The sequence below is a fragment of the Bifidobacterium asteroides genome (genome assembly GCF_048001765.1).
GTDB classification, from domain to species: Bacteria; Actinomycetota; Actinomycetes; order Actinomycetales; family Bifidobacteriaceae; genus Bombiscardovia; species Bombiscardovia asteroides_K.
In genome coordinates, this window is sequence record NZ_CP181447.1 from 1,566,304 (window position 1) to 1,585,428 (window position 19,125).

At 57.8% G+C, this 19,125-nt stretch carries 16 protein-coding genes; 2 read left to right on the forward strand and 14 right to left on the reverse strand.

Translation table 11 applies throughout. The annotated features are described in order from the left end of the window. Positions 1–8 precede the first annotated feature (8 nt). Positions 9–929, reverse strand: coding sequence for a carbohydrate ABC transporter permease (locus ACNAOV_RS06365; protein ID WP_154312638.1), 921 nt, complete (start codon positions 927–929; stop codon positions 9–11). A 99-nt stretch (positions 930–1,028) separates the two neighbouring features. After that, positions 1,029–2,351 (reverse strand): ABC transporter substrate-binding protein, encoded by a 1,323-nt coding sequence (locus ACNAOV_RS06370; RefSeq protein ID WP_416517067.1) that lies wholly within the window; start codon positions 2,349–2,351, stop codon positions 1,029–1,031. Between the two features lie 339 nt (positions 2,352–2,690). Here ACNAOV_RS06370 and ACNAOV_RS06375 point away from each other — a divergent pair, with 339 nt between their 5' ends. Then, on the forward strand, positions 2,691–3,701 hold the full coding sequence (locus tag ACNAOV_RS06375; protein WP_416517068.1) for a LacI family DNA-binding transcriptional regulator: 1,011 nt from the start codon (positions 2,691–2,693) through the stop codon (positions 3,699–3,701). A gap of 58 nt (positions 3,702–3,759) precedes the next feature. On the opposite strand, the gene ACNAOV_RS06380 is transcribed toward ACNAOV_RS06375, so the two are convergent. The 10 genes from ACNAOV_RS06380 to ACNAOV_RS06425 form a co-directional block, all read right to left on the reverse strand. Beyond that, entirely contained in the window at positions 3,760–4,242 is a 483-nt protein-coding gene (locus ACNAOV_RS06380; protein WP_029678668.1) for an S-ribosylhomocysteine lyase, read from the reverse strand. A gap of 78 nt (positions 4,243–4,320) precedes the next feature. After that, complete coding sequence (locus ACNAOV_RS06385; RefSeq protein ID WP_416517069.1) at positions 4,321–6,324, reverse strand: RecQ family ATP-dependent DNA helicase; 2,004 nt, start codon at positions 6,322–6,324, stop codon at positions 4,321–4,323. A gap of 90 nt (positions 6,325–6,414) precedes the next feature. Continuing rightward, positions 6,415–7,377, reverse strand: coding sequence for a hypothetical protein (locus ACNAOV_RS06390; RefSeq protein WP_416517070.1), 963 nt, complete (start codon positions 7,375–7,377; stop codon positions 6,415–6,417). Then, positions 7,374–8,234, reverse strand: a complete 861-nt coding sequence (locus tag ACNAOV_RS06395; protein ID WP_416517071.1) for an ATP-binding cassette domain-containing protein — start codon at positions 8,232–8,234, stop codon at positions 7,374–7,376. Before ACNAOV_RS06395 ends, ACNAOV_RS06390 begins: the two co-directional genes overlap by 4 nt. After that, the gene (locus ACNAOV_RS06400; RefSeq protein WP_416517072.1) at positions 8,231–8,596 is read right to left on the reverse strand and encodes a GntR family transcriptional regulator; all 366 of its coding nucleotides are present in this window, start codon (positions 8,594–8,596) and stop codon (positions 8,231–8,233) included. The genes ACNAOV_RS06395 and ACNAOV_RS06400 overlap by 4 nt, the downstream gene beginning before the upstream one ends. 245 nt (positions 8,597–8,841) lie before the next feature. Continuing rightward, a complete protein-coding gene (locus ACNAOV_RS06405) occupies positions 8,842–9,690 on the reverse strand; it encodes an ABC transporter ATP-binding protein (protein ID WP_416517073.1) in 849 nt (282 codons plus the stop codon). Further along, positions 9,677–10,471, reverse strand: coding sequence for an ABC transporter ATP-binding protein (locus tag ACNAOV_RS06410; RefSeq protein ID WP_416518168.1), 795 nt, complete (start codon positions 10,469–10,471; stop codon positions 9,677–9,679). The genes ACNAOV_RS06405 and ACNAOV_RS06410 overlap by 14 nt, the downstream gene beginning before the upstream one ends. Next, positions 10,455–11,507 (reverse strand): ABC transporter permease, encoded by a 1,053-nt coding sequence (locus tag ACNAOV_RS06415; protein WP_416517074.1) that lies wholly within the window; start codon positions 11,505–11,507, stop codon positions 10,455–10,457. The genes ACNAOV_RS06410 and ACNAOV_RS06415 overlap by 17 nt, the downstream gene beginning before the upstream one ends. Further along, entirely contained in the window at positions 11,507–12,484 is a 978-nt protein-coding gene (locus tag ACNAOV_RS06420) for an ABC transporter permease (protein WP_416518169.1), read from the reverse strand. Before ACNAOV_RS06420 ends, ACNAOV_RS06415 begins: the two co-directional genes overlap by 1 nt. 2 nt (positions 12,485–12,486) lie before the next feature. Then, complete coding sequence (locus ACNAOV_RS06425; protein WP_416517075.1) at positions 12,487–14,133, reverse strand: ABC transporter substrate-binding protein; 1,647 nt, start codon at positions 14,131–14,133, stop codon at positions 12,487–12,489. Between the two features lie 145 nt (positions 14,134–14,278). Between ACNAOV_RS06425 and ACNAOV_RS06430 the strand changes: the two genes are divergently transcribed. Continuing rightward, positions 14,279–15,076, forward strand: coding sequence for a type III pantothenate kinase (locus ACNAOV_RS06430; RefSeq protein WP_416517076.1), 798 nt, complete (start codon positions 14,279–14,281; stop codon positions 15,074–15,076). On the opposite strand, the gene ACNAOV_RS06435 is transcribed toward ACNAOV_RS06430, so the two are convergent. Next, positions 15,033–17,141 carry a beta-galactosidase gene (locus tag ACNAOV_RS06435; RefSeq protein WP_416517077.1) on the reverse strand — a complete coding sequence of 703 codons (2,109 nt, stop codon included), beginning with the start codon at positions 17,139–17,141 and terminating at the stop codon, positions 15,033–15,035. The two genes, ACNAOV_RS06430 and ACNAOV_RS06435, sit on opposite strands and share 44 nt — an antisense overlap. Positions 17,142–17,638: 497 nt before the next feature. Next, positions 17,639–18,985, reverse strand: coding sequence for an ABC transporter substrate-binding protein (locus ACNAOV_RS06440; RefSeq protein WP_416517078.1), 1,347 nt, complete (start codon positions 18,983–18,985; stop codon positions 17,639–17,641). Between the last annotated feature and the right edge of the window lie 140 nt (positions 18,986–19,125).

Below are 19,125 nucleotides of genomic sequence, written 5' to 3' on the forward strand. Positions count from 1 at the left end.
GATTCCCCTTACTTGGTATTGTCGCGCAGACCGCGCATTTGAATGGAATTGATGACGACCAGGGCCAACAGCACAATCAAAGAGAGCGCTGCAGCCATGCCCAGGTCTTTCTTGGAGTCGAAGGCAAAGTTGTAAATGAGCTCGACCACGGTCATGGTCGCGTTGTTGGGTCCACCCTTGGTCAGGATGAAGAACTGATCGAAAGCGAGAATGGACCCGGTAACGCAGTAAACCAAGCACATGATGATGGTCGGCCGCATCAAAGGCAGGGTGATTGATCTGAAAATCCGCCAAGTACCCGCCCCATCCATGCGTGCGGCTTCGTAAAGATCACCCGGAATGGATTGCAGACCAATCATCATGAGCAGCATGTAGTAACCCGAGAACCGCCAAACAATGACAATAATGGTGGCCCAAAGCGCACTCTGTCCGGTGGCCAGCACAGAACCATTGGCATCCATGAGACCCAGATGAGCCAGGATTTTTGTGACCGGTCCCACCTGAGGAGAATATAGAGCATAGAAGAGCAAGGAAGCTGAAGCCAATCCGGTGGCGCTAGGCAGCAGGAAGCAGGTCCTAAGTACGTTGTTCCACGCACTGGACTCCTGCACGAGCAAGGCCAATCCCAGCCCGAGTACCAGGAGAATAACGGTTACTATGACCGTGTACTCCAATGTGAACCCGATGGCATGGCCAAGCAGTTCATTGTGCAGAACCTTGGTGAAATTCGTCGGGAAATTCCAACCCCGATTACCACCCATCAAGGTCCAGCGAGAACCCGCCATGACGATCAGCAGGACGATTGGAACGACGAAGAGAACGATAATGAACAGCCAATCCGGGAGGGCATAAATCATCCCTCGGCGCATTCTTCTTCCGCGTACCCTGCTTCGTCTTCGTGTTACTGCTTGCTCACTGCTGCCTGACATATTGCACCCCTTCGTTGGTCATACCAATCCTCGGCTATCGTCAGAAAGGTTCCTCCGCAACCCTTCTGGCGAAACCGATGGATCCGTATTTACGGCCATTCACTCCTTGGACAGGACCTTGCTGACCGCCTGATTGTCGGCTTGCAAATTACCCTTGCCCCAGACAGCATTTTGAATCAGCAGCTGCCAGGGTGACCCGGCGGCATTGAATGCCTCGTTGAAGGCCGGAGACTTGGGAGTCTGACCATGACCATCGATAATGACGGAATTGATGGTCTGCACCCGCGGATCAGCATCGGTATAAGCGGTCTTCAGAGTACGGATGTTCGAAGCGGTATCACCCTTGTCGGCGAACACCTGCTTCTGGCTGTCTGCTTGCATCAGCCAGGAAAGGAAGTTCCAAGCCTGAGCGACATGCTTGCTGTCCTTGGAAATTCCCATGGCATCCCCACCGAGGAAAGTTGCGGTCTTGCCCTCCTCAGTGCCGGGTATAGGAGCCACACCAACCTTGAAACCGCCCTTCTTCTCTGCCTCAATGACTGCGGTCACCGAGGTGTTGGGATAGGGCATCACACCGACCTTTCCGTTGGCGAATGGGGCTGTCCAGGTAGCGCCCGTCTCCTCCTTGGAGCCTGCTCCCAGGCCATTGGTGGTCTCAGCAAGCTGATGGTAGGCGTCCAGGGTGGCCTTCATAGAGGAGTTGTCCAGAGAGGCCTTGCTGCCGTCATCGTTCATCACTTCATGACCATCAGCCCATGAGGACGGGAAAAGATCGAACGCCAGCGCCCCGCCTGATTGGCCAGCCAGATATGATCCTGAGACCCCGTCCTTGTTCAAACCGGCGATCTTCTTGGCCTGACTTGTGAATTCCTCTATGCTGGCTGGACCTTTCTCCGGGTCCAGACCGGCTTGCTGGTATAGGTCCTTGTTCCAGACCATGATCGATACATCGGTGATGAATGGCAGCGTGTATTTCTTGCCATCCACGGTTCCAGCCTTGATGTGTCCCTGTTGAAGATCGGCTTTATTCGACAGGGCATCGATCTGCTTGGTGATGTCCTTGAAGATGCCCTCAGAAGCCCAATAGGGAATACGGACCACATCACCCGCCAGAATATCGGGCAGCGAACCAGTCTGGGATGCTCCGCCAACCTTGCCTTCCATATCGTCGTTGGGGATGATTTCCAACTTGACCTTATTCTTATGGGACTTGTTGTACACCCCAACCACATTTTTTGCCTGCCGCTCCAGTGGCGATCTGGTCCACAGGGTGATTTGCGCCCCGTCGTCCGTTCCCTTGGCCGGTATCTTGTCGGAAACCGCGCCGGACTGCGATCCTCCTCCACATGCGGCCAATGGCAGGAGCATGGCGGCAGCGGCTATGGCCGTCGTCGTACGTACGATGCTCTTCATCGAGATCATATCTGCTTCTTTCTCTACGTTCCCGCTCATCGTTGAGAGCTGGCAGCGGAAACTCCGCTTACATTCGACGAGCGTCATTTAAGTCCAACCGAATGATCCGCGCCGAAAGCTCTTTCATAATATGCAATATAAGCGAAAATGTAAAATCGCTTTCTCATAATGTTACAAAGCCATTGAATATTATTAACTGGATTATTTTCTTCTACTTTCAATGCACTAATGCGAAAATATCCGTTCTGAGTTTTCGCGACTACCGAAATCCTCGGAAGGCCGCACTAGCATAAGGATTAATACACGATACAATCAACTGCTCGGAAAACTCGCGAACTGGAGTCGGACATGGAGAAGACAACACGGACTGTCAGGCTGTCGGATGTGGCACAAATGGCTCAGGTGTCACTGTCGACGGCTTCTAAAGCTCTTCATGACCAGCCCAGGGTAAGTCCCGCGACCAGAAAAAAGGTTCGGGCAGCGGCAGAACGTCTGCACTACAGCCCAAACAAGATGGCTCAGTCCTTGGCCAGCGGCAAGAGCGGCATCATCGGCCTGGTCACCTCCGACCTGACCGGCCGTTTTTCAACCCCTATCCTGATTGGGGCCGAAAACGAGCTGCGCGCTGGCTCCGTATCTGTTTTGCTGGCGAACGCACGAGGTGACGAAGCACTGGAGCGTAGCCATGTTGAAAAACTGCTCTCGTTGAATGTAGACGGCCTGCTCATCGTGCAAAGGGAAACCAATCCCCGTTCCAGTCTGGGAAACGTAGGTGTTCCTTTGGTCTATGCATATGGACCGTCGACCAATCCCAATGATGCTTCTGTCACCTGCGACAATGTCGATGCCGGACGAATCGCAGTCAATTCGCTCATCTCCTGCGGACGCAACAAAATAGCCATCATTGGAGGCGACGAAACTTTTACGGCGGCCACAGACCGGACCAAGGGATCACTAGAGGCACTGGCAGAATTCGGCCTTGAACCTGCTGGGCCAATCCGATACGGTCGCTGGAATGAAAATTGGGGACGCGCTGCTACCAGGCTATTGATTGACCAAGGTGTCGATTTTGATGCAGTCGTCTGCCAAAGCGACCAACTGGCAAGGGGCTGCATCGATGCACTGAAGCAACAGGGACTGTCGATTCCCGATGATGTGGCGGTAGTAGGCCATGACAACTGGGATGTGCTGGTCAACGCCTCCAGACCTTCATTGACTAGCATAGACAACAACACCGAGCTGATTGGCCGCATTGCCGCTCGGCAGCTCATGGATGCCATCAAAGGACAGCCGCACCATGGGATTGAATACGTACCCTGCCGTCTGATTCAACGCGAGTCAACGGTACCCATGGATTAAAGCAAGATAGGGACCCAGGCCGAACTCCCATCTTCAGCCTGGGCCCCTCTGTCAGCGTTCAGACCAGCTTGCGCTCGTAAGGATCGGAGCTGATGCCGGCAGCCACGATGTCGCGGCTCCACTGCTTGGCCGAGAAGAGCGAATGGTCACGGTAGTTGCCGCAGGAGGTGATCTCGGTGCCGGGCACGTCGTCCCAGGTGGCCTTTTCGGCGATGAACTCCAGCGACTCCTTCAGAGCCTTGGCTACATCCTCGGTCGAATGACGGCCCCAGGCAAGCAGGTGGAAGCCCGTCCGGCAGCCGAAGGGCGAGCAGTCGATATAACCGGGGATGCGCTCGCGCAGGAGCACAGCGATGGTGTGCTCGATGGTATGCAGCCCGGCAGTTGGGATGGCGTTCTGGTTGGGCTGGACCAAGCGCAGATCATAGTTGGAGATGATGTCTCCCTGGGGGCCCTTCTCCTCGTCGATCAAACGAACATAGGGCGCCTTAACCTTGGTGTGATCCAGCTGGAAGCTCTCCACAATAGGTTTGTCAGCCATTGTTATTTCCTTTCCTGTCGGGCGCCCGGTATGAAAGGCAACCTTGATGAAGTCATGTACATCTCATGGTAGGCCGACCTACCTATCAGATCCGGCGGCACCCATGACCACATTCACTGCTTTTCTGGCCGAGAACTCTGAGATGACCCCCATGAACTGGGGCCCATACTGCTCCAGCTTGTGCTGCCCCACTCCGTTGACAGCCAGGAAGGTCGCATCATCGACGGGCCGAAGGCGACACATATCTCGCAGTGCCTTGTCGGAGAAGACGATATAGGGAGGCTTGCCGATCTCGCGGGCTATGCTGGTCCGCAGGTCGCGCAGCTTCTGGAAAAGTTCCTCGTCCTCTGGGCTGGCATCGCTTGCACCAGCCTGCTCGAGACCGTCATCGTCGAGTGTCGAAGAAGACCCGCTACCGAAGACCTTGCCTGAAGCACTCGGGCGTTCCGTCCGTTTGATCTCATAATGAAAGTCCGGACTGACCGTCTGCGCGGCCTTGGGCCCGAAATGGACCATGGGCAGCCGTCCTTCGGTGATGTACAGATACCCGTCCGAGGCCATCTGGTTGAGCACGTCGCGGATTCGCGCCTCTGGAACCTGGGCCAGAGCGCCATAGCTGGGGCACCGATCCAACCCGCGCCGAAGAAGGTCCTGCGAGCGCGAGCCCCGGAGAATCTGGGCTATCTTGCCGGAGCCGAACCCCTGGTTCACATCATGCACACACCTGCTGATGGCACGGGCCACATCGCTGACATCGATGGTCGTGAAGGTGCTCAGACAGTTGGAACAGTTCTGGCAGCCACCGCTTCCCGTCTCGGGATGCCCTACTGGTACGGATTTGCCCTTATCGGCCTCGGCAGGAGAAAGACCTGCAGCAGCCTGGTCCACCTCCTCGCCGAAGTAACGCAGCATATACTGGTGAAGGCAGCCAGTGGTTCGACAGTAGCCAATCATGACATTGAGCAAACGCCGGTGTTCGGCCCTGACGGCTTCAGCCTGCTCGCCAGTCAGTCTGTCGTTGCCGTTGTCCATGTCCAGCAGGCGCCTGCGAGTGACGATGTCGCTCTCGTTCCACAGCAGGGAGCAACGAGCCGGCTCGCCGTCGCGTCCCGCCCTGCCTGCCTCCTGGTAGTAGGCCTCGATACTCTCAGGCATGTTGTGATGAATGACATAGCGCACATTGGACTTGTCGATGCCCATACCGAAGGCGTTGGTGGCCACGACCACCTGCACCTTGTCGTTGACGAAGTCCCGTTGCGCCTGCTCCCTGTCCTGGGTATCCATGCCAGCGTGATAGCTGACAGCGCTGACACCGGCCTTGGTCAGATCATCCGCCAGGGCTTCGGTCTCCTTGCGGGTGGCGCAATAAACGATACCTGAGTCATCGCCATGCTTCAGGGCGTACCGGACCACCCAGCGATTCTTGTATTTGCTCTCCAGCTTGATCACGTCGAAGAAAAGGTTGGGCCTGTCGAATCCCGTCACTGCTACGTAAGGATCGTTCAGACCCAGCATGTATACGATATCGCGCCGGACCTTCTCGGTCGCCGTAGCGGTGAAGGCCGCCACCGTGGGCCGGTTAGGCAGGGATCCGATGAAGTCGCCGATGCCCAAGTAGGCAGGGCGGAAGTCCTGACCCCACTGGGATACGCAGTGGGCTTCATCCACTGCCAGCAGGGGAATTTTCGTATGCTGGGCGAAATCTCTGAACCTGGGGGCATCCAGCCGCTCGGGAGCCACGTAGAGAATCTTGCTGCGTCCCTGGGCAGCCTGAGCCAGGGCCAGGGACTGCTCATCCATATCCTGGGTGGAATTGACGAAGGAAGCCGGGATGCCGGCATCCTCCAGCCCGTCCACCTGGTCCTTCATCAGGGAGACCAAAGGAGAGATGACGATGGTCAGACCGTCCAGGAGGGTGGCAGGAATCTGATAGCAGATGGACTTGCCGGCCCCGGTCGGCATAACACCCAGGCAGTCCCGCCCATTCAGGATGGCCTTGACCAGATCCTCCTGACCCGGGCGAAAGGACTCATATCCGAAATACCGCTTCAGCGCCTGCCCTGCATCCTGGATGTCCACCATGATTCCCCAGTCTATTGCCCCGGCAGGAGTCAAGCAGTGGGCGAACGACCATGTGGTCAATTGTCGCCGGAATGCATGGCTATCCTGGCACTAACCCAGAATGCTGAACCCTTGGATGGCCGATAGCTGCCGACGGCTGGTGAGCCAGTAGCTGAAGAGGACGCACATGGCGGAGAAGACCAGGGTGAAGACCACCTGGGGCCAGAGCACATACACGGTGAAGTATCCCCAGAGGTCCGTATTCATGAAGGGGCTCAAGGTCTTGTACATCCAATGGCCACGCATAAGGTTGATGATCTGAACCGCCGCTTGCTGCCATCCCCAGAAATTCCAGCCGGAAATCGAATGCCAGAAACCAACACAAATCAACAGTCCTGCCAACAGCAGGCATCTGCCTTTTCGATCAAGACGGGCGGCCAGGTCACCCAGCACCTGGCCAAGCAGAACGAAGGCTACCTGCACCATAAAGACATGCAGCGCCAGAGCCAGCCAACGGGACGGCTGCTGGGCATACGACTGGTTAAAGCATGACACACTCCAGGGATCAAGAGTCAGTCTCCAAGGCGAACAGCCCTGTACGAGAAACCTTTGGTAACTTTCCGTAAAGGGCATCCATCCGATTTGGCCTAGGCTGCTGATAATCGCGACCACGATCATGAAAGTGCTTGTCGCCAGGGCCATGACCACATTGGAGATGATCTGGGTCCATGCGATTGTGGAACGGGTCACGGCGTTGGAGACCAGGGGCCGAAAAGTCGTCAGTGAGCAGACAAAGGCGGTGGCCATGAGCACCATCTCGGTGAATAGACCGGTGAATCCAGAACTCAAGGGGATAAACCCCATAACCCCCAGAGCGAGGACGAGGGCCCAAATCAAAAAGACGATCAGCCTCGGCGTCACCTGTACGCGCAGGGCCATACGGGTCTGCACCGCAGGCGACAGGAAGCGCTTGATTTGAGCCCAGCCTTCAGCAGGTCCGGCACCTAGGTCGGGGCTGTCTGACCCCGGCTTGGTCTTCGTTCCTACCGTCTCTGCAACTTGCGTGTTACTCATTGTGCCGCACCTTCCGTAATCTGGACGAAGTAGGTCTGCAAGTCCATGGGGGCGACAATAAGCCCCTTGGGCTGCTCGTCGGGCACCGGACCCTCAAAGCTGACGCGCAGCAGGTCGCCGATGCGCTGTCTGCCCAGCAGCTTCGGGTCGCCCTGTGCAAGGTAGCCCTCCACGTCACGCGGACGGCCAGTGACAGTGGTCCCCAGACCTGACAGATCATCCACGCTGAAAGATCGCAGGACCCGCCCCTGGTCGATGATCGTGGCGCGGGAGATGAGCTGGCTGACCTCGTTGATGATATGGGTAGCGATGATAATGGTCGGTCCGCGGCGCTGATAGGACTCCAGAAGGAAGGAGTAGATCCTCTCCCTGGCCGCCGCATCCATTCCTGTCATCGGTTCATCCAGAATGAGATATTCCACAGGCAGGCAGAGTCCGATGACGTCCTTGACCACCTGACGCTGCCCCATGGAAAGGGAGGCAAAAGTGTCAGTCAGCCTCAATGCGAAGCTCTTAAGAATACTCTCAGCCAAGGGCCAGTCGAAACCGCCGTAAAACCCCTCGGCCATGGCAAATGCCTGTCTAATGCGCCGTCTGGATGGATAGGGCCAGGTTTCGTTGACCAAGGCCACGCGGCGAACGATTCTTGAGTCGTTGACCAGATCGCTCCCATCAAGGTGGACCAGCCCATGGTCAGGAAGCATCCTGCCCGTCATCAGGTTGCACAGGGTGGACTTGCCGGCCCCGTTCCGCCCGAAGAGTCCGTATATATTGCCGGGCTCAAAGCAGAGCGAGATCTCATCCAAGGCCTTCAGCTTTCCGTACGCTTTGTCTACCTTGGAAACTGTCAGACTCATTGGTAGACCCTTTCTATGATGGCGTCCAGGTCCTCACGGGATACGTTCAGAGACTTGGCTTCTTCGACCAGATTCTGGAACCTTCCGTTCAGGAGCTCGTTCCTCCGGCGCTCACGAACGCTCCGCCCAGCACCGGCAGTGACAAACATGCCCAGCCCCCGCCGTTTCTCCAGAAGACCCCGGTCGACCAGCAGGTTCATCCCCTTGAGGACAGTGGCCGGGTTGATCTGGTAGGCGGTCGAGATTTCCGTGGTGCTGGGAACCCTTTCACCTTCGGCGACCAGACCCTCGGCTATGGCTTCGGCCAACCGGTCTGCCACTTTCACAAAAACAGGCCGACCATCCGGTATTTCGATCGCCATCGTTTGACCGCCTTATCTGCCTTGATTCAGGGCGTCGAGTCAGGACCTTTACTGCTGTTTATTACTTAGTTACTTGAGTAACTAACCAATAGTCTACGATTTGCTTTCCCAACCGTCAAATCAGGTGCTGTTTTAATCTGCCCGCTTGCTCCGCACATATGCCCCCGCCGCCCTCTCTTATCCGGCAAGGACGGGCATGCCCTCATGTAATTCTGCTTGCCCGGATGCCGGACAAGTCCCGGTACCTATAGGGTTGCAGCTGCCAGTAGCTGACGAGTATAGGACTGACTGGGGTGATTGAGGATGGTCCTCACAGGCCCCTCTTCCACCACCTTCCCCTGGCTAAGCACCATGACCCTGTCCGCGATGTGCTGGACCACCCCCAAATCATGGGAAATGATGATCAAGGACATGCCCTTGGACGGATCGCTCTGCTGCCTGGACTGGGCCATGATGGATTGAAGGGTATGGAGAATTCCGACGCGTGCCGAGACGTCGATGGCGCTCATTGGCTCATCGGCCAAGAGTATCCGGGGCTCGACGATCAGGGCCCGGGCTATGGCCGCCCGCTGGGCCTGGCCGCCAGACAGATCTGAAGGATAAGCCGTCATGATTCTGCCTGGGTCAAGCTGAACCTCTGACAAGACCTTGGCCACCCGATCAGCAAGGTCTCGCTCCCTCTGATATCGATGCCAGCCGTATCTGCTCGCCCTGAGCCTGGCAGCCAGAAGAGGTTCGGCGACCGATCGGCCGATGGTCCACCGGGGATCAAGGGAGGCAAAGGGGTTCTGAAAGACCAGAGCAGAGTCCCGTACAAGTGCCTTGGCGGCCCGGGAACCATGTAGTACGGGTCCGCCCCCATACGCCACCTGCCCGACATCAGGCCTCAACTGGCCCAGGAGCAGACGTGAAAGCGTGGTTTTTCCTGAACCAGACTCCCCTATGATCGCCAGGCACTCCCCTGGCAGGAGGGAGACATCGATGCCGTCAACCGCAGCCTTTCGAGCCGTTCCACTTCCTGTGGAGACATAGACCTTGGTCAGGCCCTTCCCTGTCAGGATCGGAACGGTATGTGCACCGTCAGTCGGCCTCATGCTTGCCTCCATCTGCACTCAGCGTCAACTCTCTTGCCGCCCTCACCAAGGTCCTGCCCTGTGGACTGCAGGGACTGTGCAGAATGCTCTGAGTCTGCCCGCTTTCCACCACTCGCCCAGCGTCAAGGATGTAGCAGTAATCAGCAACCCGAGCCAGTACGGAGAAGTCGTGGGTGATGAACAGGAGGGAAGCCCCGCTCTGATCGACCAGGGAAACCAGCAGATCCACAATCTGCCGCTGGGTGATGGCATCCAGGGCCGTGGTCGGCTCGTCTGCCAGTATCAGTCTGGGCTTGGTGACCAAGGCCGTGGCTATGGCCGCCCGCTGCTGCTGGCCCCCGGACAGCTCATGCGGATAAGAGCCGGCCAGATCCGCATCCAACCCGACCTGGTCCAATATTTCCATGACCCGTCTGTGCCGTTCCTGGACGCTCAGCCGATAGTGGCGACGAAGAGGAAGCTCGACCTGGTTGTATATCTTCTTTACCGGGTTCAGGGCAGTGGAGGGATTCTGAAAGATCATGCCCATCCGGGAGCCGCGCAAATCCGCCAGGGACCGGTCATCGGAACCGAGAATCTGAAGCCCATCCACGAGAATGGATCCCGATAGAGAGGCCGTCAGCGGTGGGATGCCCAAAACACTGCGGGCGATCATCGACTTTCCGGAGCCGGAGGAGCCGATCAGGCCGACCCGTTGGCCGTCTGCCACTCTGAGGTCCACCTGGTCAAGAATGGTCCGGCCATTGATGGACAGGTTCAGGCCGTCAATTCTCAGCGACATCATTGCCTCCCTGGCCTGCATGGATCGCATTCTCGACATGACGACCGGAGTCATCCAATTGCGCAGAAGTCTCCTGGCGCGCGAAGTGAAGAGCGGACCGCCCGGCGACAGCCACGGCGGCCCTGAGCCCGGGGTTGGCAACCGGATCGATGGCATCACGCAGGGCATCACCGAACAGGTTCAGAGCCAACACCACCATGGTGACCACCAGGCCGGGCCAGAGCACGTTCAGCGGGAAGACGTTGATGAACTTGACCGAAGTGGTCAGCGAATGCCCCCAGGAGGGCAGACCGGAGGGAACGCCCACCCCCAAGTAGGTCAACCCGGCTTCAGCCAGGACGGAAGTCCCCGCCGACATGGAGAGCTGCACGCACAGAACCGGAATGACATTGGGCACCAGGTGGGTGCAGAAGATTCTGAAGGACCCGACCCCACTGTGTCGTGCGGATCGCACATAGTCCGACTCTGCCGCCAGGAGCGCCTGGGGCAGTACAATCCGGGCCAGGTTGAGTCCGTAGCCGAATCCACAGGCCACCACAACCACGACGATGCTGGGTCCCAGGGGGACGGCCAGGATCAGGGCCAGCAACACTGTAGGCAGAGAGATCAGAGCATCGACCATGACAACGACCGCCTGCGATACTCCAGAACGGCGCGAGACCATGGCCATGACCAGAAGAAGTCCCAATACGCCCGACAGGATGACAGCCAGAAGGCTGATGGCCAGGTTGGTGGCCGACCCCGCCATCAGCCAGGAAAGGATGTCCGCTCCGGTACCGTCCGTTCCCAGAAGGTGGGCGCGGCTGGGGGCCTGCCAGATCCGATAACCATCGGTGTTCCAGATAGGGACCGGGGTCCAGAACCTGGAGACCAGAGAGACCAGAATCCAAATGGCCAGAACGATCAGGGAGTATCGCCCCGAGGCCTTGCGCCACATGCTGGCCAGCACCACCCGCATCCGCACGAAGAATCCCAGTCGGCCGGGGAAAGCGGCTTTCGATCCTGGACGAGGCCCGTCTGCATGCTCCCAACTCATCAGTCAGCCACCTCCTGCCTGACTACACCTCGAAAACGCGGATCGATCAGTCTATGGATAACGTCGACCAGTAGTCCCAGAAAGAGGAAGAAGGCCGCCAGAAGAAGCAGCTCGGACTGAACGGCCGGAAGATCCCGGTTGCCCACGTCGGTGATCAGCATGGAGCCCAGTCCTGGCAGAGCAAACAGATTCTCGCTGACCATGACCCCCGTGATCATCTCGGCCATGGTCAGCCCGACCACGGAGACCAGCTGGGGGGAAGCCAGCCGCAGACCGATGCGCAGGGCGGCCTGGGTTCGGGTCATCCCGCAGGCCATGCCCATGTCCACATACCCCGAAGAGAGCATGTCAGTAAGGAGGGATCGGGTGTACCGCATGATGCCGGCGCCCACGATGATGCCGGTGGACAGAGCAGGCAGAATCAAGGACGACAGGGCATGCCCCGGCTGAGCCCAGCCGAGAGCAGGAAAGCCCTGGGAGGGCAGCAGACCGATTAGGCCGCTTCCCTTGGCAAAGAGCATAATCAGAAGCAGCCCTGACCAGAGGGCCGGCACGGATCCGCCCACGATGGCTGCCATGTGGCTGAAGGTCTGCATTCGTGGCGAACGTGCCAGAGCTGCCGCACAACCCAGGGGAATACCCAGCAGCAGGGCCACGCCCAATCCCAAAAGAATCAGCGGGAAGGTGATCTGGGCCCGGATGCCCACCTGAGAGGCAATGGAACGGTTGGTCAGAATGGATCTGCCCAGGTCCCCTTTAAGAAAGTCGCTGATCCAATCCAGATACTGCCGCGGGTAGGAGCGGTCCATGCCCATCTGCCGACGCAGCCGGTCGACGCGCCCAGCCGGGGCATCCAGCCCGGCCATGACTGCGGCAACATCCCCGGGCAGGATACGCAGGGCCAGGAAGATCAGCAGGGAGATGCCCATCAGTGCCAGGATGAAGAGCAGCACGCGCCGCATCAGGAATCTGGCCATGGTCATGCCCGCCTGTAGGTCACGTCGTGCAAGGGCATGAGAGACTGGTTCAAATCGACCGGAAAGCCCTCCAACCCTGTCCGCCAGGCCGTGGTCACCCGGTAATTGAAGAGCCAGTCCGCCGCCGCGTCGTTGCTGACGATTCGGGCGGCCTGGGCCAGGAGCCTGTCGGAGTCATCGGCGGAGGTCGTGGCCATGGCCTTCTGGTAGAGCTCCTGGACCTGATGATTGTCATAGTTGTAGTAGTAGCTGGGGTTGGCCCACTGATGGAAGTCGTGGCTCTCGCCATGATCCACCAGTGACAGGTCGTAGTCCTTGTTGGCATGCACGTCCTGCAGCCAGACCGAGAACTCCACCACCCGCACGTCCAGGTCGATGCCCACTTGATGCAGTTGCGAGCGCAGCTGATCGCCCAACTCGCTGCCGTAGGTGTTGGCGTAGGTCAGCCGTAGCTTGAGCGGGTGGTCGGTACCATACCCGGCCTGGGCCAGAAGCTGCCGCGCCTGCTCCGGATCATGGGGGTAGAGCCCGGTCAGATCCTGATAGCCGGGATCCAGGGAGGGTATGGGTCCACCCAGGGCACTGTCCGATCCGCCCCGGGAGGCAATCAGCTGCCGATGATCGATGGCATAGCGGATGGCCTGCCGCACCCGCAGGTCGGATGTAGCAACACCCTTGCCGTTCATAGCCAAGACGTACTTGTCGGTGTCGTCGCCCGCCTTGACCTGGAAGTCGGGGTTGTTGCGGAAGGGACTGGCCAGGTTCTCAGTGACCGGAGCCAGCACCTGCACATCCCCACTGCGCAGGGCATTGACGGCAGCGTTGTCGTCATTGAGGTAACGGATGATGATGGTTTGCGTCTTAGGCTTATCGCTGCCCCAGTAGTGCGGATCGGCCTTAAGTGTAACCGAGTCGTTTGGACGGAAGCTTTCCAGCAGATACGGGCCGGATCCCACGGCCTGGGTCTTCATGTCGTAATGGGCCCGCCGGTCATAGACCAGGCCAGCACGACCGCTCAATTGCCAGAGCAGGTCCTGGTAGGGCCTGGACAGCGTCAGGCGCACCGTCAGCGGATCCAAAGCCTGAACGCCCTGGAAGCCCTCCAGCATCTCGCTGCCCTGATAGTGGCCTGCCATGAGCCCGCGAAGGGAGTCGACCACGTCCTGGGCCCGGAGAGGGTGACCGTTTGAGAAGCGGATGCCCTCATGCAGATGGAAGGTGTAGACCAGTCCGTCCTCGGAGACATTCCAGGTCCTGGCCAGGCCCGGACGCACCCGGTTCCGGGAATCCCGTGACACCAGGCCCTGATAGACGTTGCCGATCAGAAGCTGATCGAGCGCCGTGCCCGACTGGTTGCGGATGTCCAGATTGGTGGGAGCCAGCTTGAGCCCCACTGTGACCGTGTCCGCCACGGTTGCTCCCCCGGCTTGCCCAGCGGCTCCACGATGCCCGGTCCACAGGGAGAACGCCAAGGCCAGGGCCAGCAGGAGACTGAGCAGCTTCCAGGGCAGGGTGTTGCCGCCCGACCTCATGGGCCTGATTCTGGCGTTGAGTTCGGGGTCAGTGCTGGGGCCTGGCTCCTGGGCCGCGTCTGTATCTGTCGCGGTCACGCTGCCATGCGCATGCGTGCCGTGTCGATCTGCATTCATTGACGAATCCTTATGCTGCGGTTGACCGCCATTCTGGTCGATCACCGCCCACCAGCATACTCCCCGAAGCCATCACTAGGGCTTATGCGCTTAGGATGGATTCGAAAAGCGCCACGCGCCCGGACGACGGCAGGGAGGAAGAGACATGCTGCTGGCCATCGACATCGGCAACACCAACATTGAGGTCGGATTCATGGAGGGCGACCGGGTCGCCGCCTCCTACAGGCTGACCACAAGAATCGACCACACAGCTGACGAGTTCGGGCTTCTGCTCGGACAGCTCATGGCCCTGGCCGGCTACAAGACTGCGGATGTGCAGGACGCCATCATCTCCTCTGTGGCTCCCGCGGTCATGCACGCCGTCAGGTCCTGCCTGATCCGTTTCTTTTCCATCGACCCTATGGTGGTGGGCCCCGGCGTGAAGACCGGCATGAACATACGGCTGGATGACCCGCGTTCCCTGGGCGCCGACTGTCTTGCTGACTGCGTGGGCGCCTTCCACCGCTACGGAGGGCCGGTCCTGGTCATCGACTTCGGCACGGCCACCACCTTCAACTATGTGGACGCCAAGGGCGCCATCCGCTCAGGCCTGATCGTACCGGGCATCCGCTCGGGAGCCCAGGCCCTTGCCGGCCAGACCGCCCAGCTGCCCCAGGTGGAAATCACCCGCCCTCAGACCATCATGGCCACGGGTACCAAAACGGCTATGCAGGCCGGACTCTACTACAACTTCCTAGGCGGCCTGGAGCGGATCATCCGCCAGTACCGCAGCGAGATAGGCCGTGACTTCCATGTGGTGGCCACGGGCGGCATGGGCCGTACCTTCTCACAGGACACCGACCTGATCGAGGTCTACGATCCCGAGCTGATCTTCGCCGGCATGTACAGGATTCACCAGCTCAATGCCGATGGCCGACCACACGCTGCACCAGCGCGCCATTGACCTGCAGAATGGCCTGTTTGCCGTCCTTGTCGATGCCGGTCAGCGAGCCCACCAGGACCTGGCCCTCCACCTGAACCTGCACCGGATGTCTGGTGCGATTAAATAGGAAGACGAACCGGTTGCGGCCGTCCTCGCTGACCCGCTCTACACGTAAGTGATCACCTTGGGACTCGTCGGGCTTCTGGAGATCCTTCACCTTCATGGCCTCCAGGAGCTCGGGCAGGGTCTTTCTGAGCCCCTCTCGACCCAGCCTGCACCCAAGGTAGGCCGCCTTCCCTTGCTTCCAGTTGCGCAGGGTGAGGGCCGGGACACCATCCATCCCCGTCCAGGAATCGGCTTGGTAGCTGGCAAGAACATGGGTGTCGTCGGCTAGGGAGGTGATGACGTCCGCCCAGTCGTGGGCAACGGTTCCATTGGTCAGGTCAAGGTGGTCCATGGAGCCTTCGATGCTCCGGTCCATGGGGGCGAACTCCTCGATCCTGATGCCCAGAAGGTCGCGGATGGTGCCGGGATATCCACCCAACCAGATACGGTCATGGTTATCGCTTATGCCGCTCAGGTATGTGACGATGACCCTGCCGCCCTTGGATACGTAATCATGCAGCCGTTCTGAGGTCTTCCTGCTGAGCAGGTAGAGGGAGGGCAGAACAACCAACGGATAGGTATCCCAACCGGAACGCACCGGGACCACATCAGCCCTGACACCCAGATCCAGAAGGGCCCTGTACCAGTCCAAGGGCTCGGTGCTGTGCTGGACGTTCCGGCTGGGAACCGAACTGTGCTCACTGGCCCACTGACTCTCATAGTCGAAGACCAGGGCCACCGGAGACTTGTCGAGTACGGTTCCTGCCAAGCCTGCATCAGAGAGGTCCTCCATGTCATTGCCCAGCTCGCAGACATCCCGGAAGACCTGTGAGTCCTCACCGGCATGCGGAAGCATGGCCGAATGAAACTTCTCGGCACCGGCCTGTGACTGACGCCACTGGAAGTAGCAGATGGCGTCCGCCCCCAGCGAGAGATGGGCCAAGGCATCCCTTACCAGCTGCCCGGGTTCCTTCCGGAGGTTGACCGGCCGCCAATTGACCGCGGAGGTGGAATGCTCCATCAGCCACCAAGGCATCCGCCTGGCTATGGAGTCCACTAGGCCGGAAGAGTAGGTAAGTTCATCCAGATGGGACTCGCCCGGCATGAAGTAGTGGTCGTTGGAAACAAAATCGACCTGGCTCCCCCAGTCGTCATAGTCCAGGGTGAACCCCTGGGAACTGACCATGAAGTTTGTGGTCAGGGGGATGTCCGGGGTGATTTTGGCTAGCGTGTCACGCTCGGCCATAAAGAATTCCTTGAGTGCGTCGGAGCTGAACCGCTCAAAATCCAGGAGCCTGCCTGGGTTCTGAAAGTTCCCGGCACCGATGTACCTCGGGGGGAGAATCTGCGAAAAATCGTTGAGCCTCTGGGACCAAAAGGAGGTGCCCCAAGCCTCATTAACCACATCAATGGTACCGTAACGGTGCTTGCACCACCGCTGGAAGGCGCGCATGGCGTCATCCGAGTAGTCAAAACGGTTATGGCAACCGTACTCGTTGCCCACATGCCAGGCCACCACATAGGGGTTGTTCTGATAATGCTCGGCCATGGCCTCGCAGAGTTTCAGGGCATATGTACGGAAGACCGGCGAGGTGGGCCGCCAGTGCTGACGAGCCCCGGGCCAAACCGTATCTCCCCGTTCGTCCTTCCAGAGAATCTCCGGATGGGATTGGGCCAGCCAAGCGGGCGGCGATGCGGTGGCAGAGGCCAGGTTCACTCCGATATTGGCCTTCCCCAACTTGGTGATAATCCGGTCCAACCAGTCGAAGTCGAAGACACCCTCCCTGGGCTCAATCCGCGACCAAGAGAAGACCGCCAGGGCAACCACGTTGACTCCGGCCTGGTTCATGAGACGGATGTCTTCGTCCCAGACATCTTCCGGCCACTGATCCGGGTTGTAGTCACAGCCGTACCAGAGTTGGGATGTCTGCTTCTTCAGGTGACTGGGCCAATGGTAGGGACGAAGTTCAGATTTACTCATGAAACGAATCCTCCTGGATGCTCTTCAGTACTGTTTTACACAGGCCTCTGACAGCCAGCCCAACACCCCATCTTCGAGATTCAGCATAATCACTACCTAGTATCGGATACCATCACTCTATTATGGCCTTGGTCGGTGACGGAGTCGAAGAATGTCCGGGGGGGGGGGGGGGGGGAGAGAGAATTTCCTTTCCCCTCCCGAATAGAAGTCGCTAATCGTCAGTGAACGAGCGACCGGGCAAAGAGAAAAGAAACGGAACTGATATTCAAACGCACACAAACGCACAGCCTTTATCCACAATTTTAATACCCTTAGTTACCATGGCATTAGTTCATCATATTCAAAAAAGCCCGCCTGCCCATGGGTAATAACAGCATTGATAGCCACAGACCTAAAATAGTAAACAACGGATGGGGACCGAGCACCTGCATCTTGTTCTGAGCTGTTTGTCGTCAATACTCTAAAGGGCAGCCGAGCTTACTTAGCCGAGATTGAAGTCACTTCACTTTGAAGCCTTGCCGACCTGCATAGGTTGTCAAATCTTTTTGATAATTAGCCATCTCCTTACTAAAGGGTGAACCATTGGAATATACCTTACTGATGTAATCCTTGAACTTCCCACGCGCGTATTCCTCAAACGGGAGGAATTGCCAATCCGTCGAAACGTTCTTGGCGCTTTCAGCAAAAACCTTGTTTATTTGTTGACCACCAAAGTAGTCAACTTCTTCACCCTTGGAATTTTTTATTTTGGTGGATTCCAGGAACTTTTGGGACTTAAGTGTAGCCTCATCCGATGGGAAAGCACCACCGTCCACCCTGGACTTGATTCCTTCCTTATCGTGATTTATGAACTCGATATACTTGTAGGCAGCATCGACCTTCTTGCTTGAAGAAAGTATCGCCAAAGACGAACCACCATATTCGGAACTCCTTTTCGACCCATCAGGTGTGGGAAGTGTTGCCACACGCCACTTTCCAGCTCCAGCCGGGGCTGAATTGACCATATTTGTCGGCATCCAGGCACCGATCAACAAAGACGCAATCGAATCATCCGTCATGCTCCTGAACCACTCATCGCTCCAGTTCGGAGTCTTGGTGTCAACCAAGTCCTCGCTGACCATCTTTTGCCAGAAATCAACATAAGTCTTCACTCCGGGATCAGATGTCAGATTGACCTTGATCTCGGAGCCATCCTGCGAGGTCTTATAGGGCTTACCGCCCGCAGCCCACGACATAGCTTCGAAGAAACCGCCATCACCCTCTTCACTGGTAATGTACGATCCAGTCGCCCTAATCTTCTTGGCTGCCTGGTAGTAGTCGTCCCAAGTCTTGATTGACGTAGGGTCCACACCACTCTTGTCGAATACCTCCTTATTGTAGAAGAAGGCCATAGGTCCTGAGTCCATGGGTAAGCCATAGGTCTTGCCACCCCATTGCACTGCATTCCAGGTACCTGGTGTGTAGAATTTATCGAATCCGCTCGTCCGGTCAGTAATATCTACCAAGTGTTTGTTGATGGCATACTGGGCCAATGCCAGATACTCCATCTGTGTAACATCGGGCGCCCCTGATCCAGCCTGAATTGCATTGTCCAGAGCAATATAGTGCTTATTGCCCGAACCGACATTACGCAACTTCACTTTTATATTCGGATACTTGGCTTCAAACTTCTTCGTTGCATCAGTCAATGTGGCTTCCCAAGCCCAAACATTCAGTTCAACATTGCCCTGGCTGTCGGTTTCCTCTTTGGACCCACCTGACGAACCACACGCCGCGAAGCCAATCATGGACGGAATAACGCAGATGGCCGCTATTACTTTTATGAATCTACTGTTACTTTTCATTACTGCTCCATATCCAGGTCGGCAATCAAGTCGACCTTTTGATTGATTGACGTCATTATCACCAACGCCGTTATTTAGGGATTTGGGATATCATCCCCCTTTCGTTTTTCACCTTTGACAACAACAGTTCTTTGTGAAAC

Excerpts from the sequence above, each read along its gene's own strand:
- ACNAOV_RS06370 (WP_416517067.1), bottom strand. The coding sequence starts at position 2,351 with ATGATCTCGATGAAGAGCATCGTACGTACGACGACGGCCATAGCCGCT.
- ACNAOV_RS06430 (WP_416517076.1), top strand. The coding sequence starts at position 14,279 with ATGCTGCTGGCCATCGACATCGGCAACACCAACATTGAGGTCGGATTC.
- ACNAOV_RS06425 (WP_416517075.1), bottom strand. The coding sequence starts at position 14,133 with ATGAATGCAGATCGACACGGCACGCATGCGCATGGCAGCGTGACCGCG.
- ACNAOV_RS06400 (WP_416517072.1), bottom strand. The coding sequence starts at position 8,596 with ATGGCGATCGAAATACCGGATGGTCGGCCTGTTTTTGTGAAAGTGGCA.
- ACNAOV_RS06395 (WP_416517071.1), bottom strand. The coding sequence starts at position 8,234 with ATGAGTCTGACAGTTTCCAAGGTAGACAAAGCGTACGGAAAGCTGAAG.
- ACNAOV_RS06380 (WP_029678668.1), bottom strand. The coding sequence starts at position 4,242 with ATGGCTGACAAACCTATTGTGGAGAGCTTCCAGCTGGATCACACCAAG.
- ACNAOV_RS06405 (WP_416517073.1), bottom strand. The coding sequence starts at position 9,690 with ATGAGGCCGACTGACGGTGCACATACCGTTCCGATCCTGACAGGGAAG.
- ACNAOV_RS06375 (WP_416517068.1), top strand. The coding sequence starts at position 2,691 with ATGGAGAAGACAACACGGACTGTCAGGCTGTCGGATGTGGCACAAATG.
- ACNAOV_RS06390 (WP_416517070.1), bottom strand. The coding sequence starts at position 7,377 with ATGAGTAACACGCAAGTTGCAGAGACGGTAGGAACGAAGACCAAGCCG.
- ACNAOV_RS06365 (WP_154312638.1), bottom strand. The coding sequence starts at position 929 with ATGTCAGGCAGCAGTGAGCAAGCAGTAACACGAAGACGAAGCAGGGTA.
- ACNAOV_RS06440 (WP_416517078.1), bottom strand. The coding sequence starts at position 18,985 with ATGAAAAGTAACAGTAGATTCATAAAAGTAATAGCGGCCATCTGCGTT.
- ACNAOV_RS06415 (WP_416517074.1), bottom strand. The coding sequence starts at position 11,507 with ATGAGTTGGGAGCATGCAGACGGGCCTCGTCCAGGATCGAAAGCCGCT.
- ACNAOV_RS06420 (WP_416518169.1), bottom strand. The coding sequence starts at position 12,484 with ATGGCCAGATTCCTGATGCGGCGCGTGCTGCTCTTCATCCTGGCACTG.
- ACNAOV_RS06435 (WP_416517077.1), bottom strand. The coding sequence starts at position 17,141 with ATGAGTAAATCTGAACTTCGTCCCTACCATTGGCCCAGTCACCTGAAG.
- ACNAOV_RS06385 (WP_416517069.1), bottom strand. The coding sequence starts at position 6,324 with ATGGTGGACATCCAGGATGCAGGGCAGGCGCTGAAGCGGTATTTCGGA.
- ACNAOV_RS06410 (WP_416518168.1), bottom strand. The coding sequence starts at position 10,471 with ATGTCGCTGAGAATTGACGGCCTGAACCTGTCCATCAATGGCCGGACC.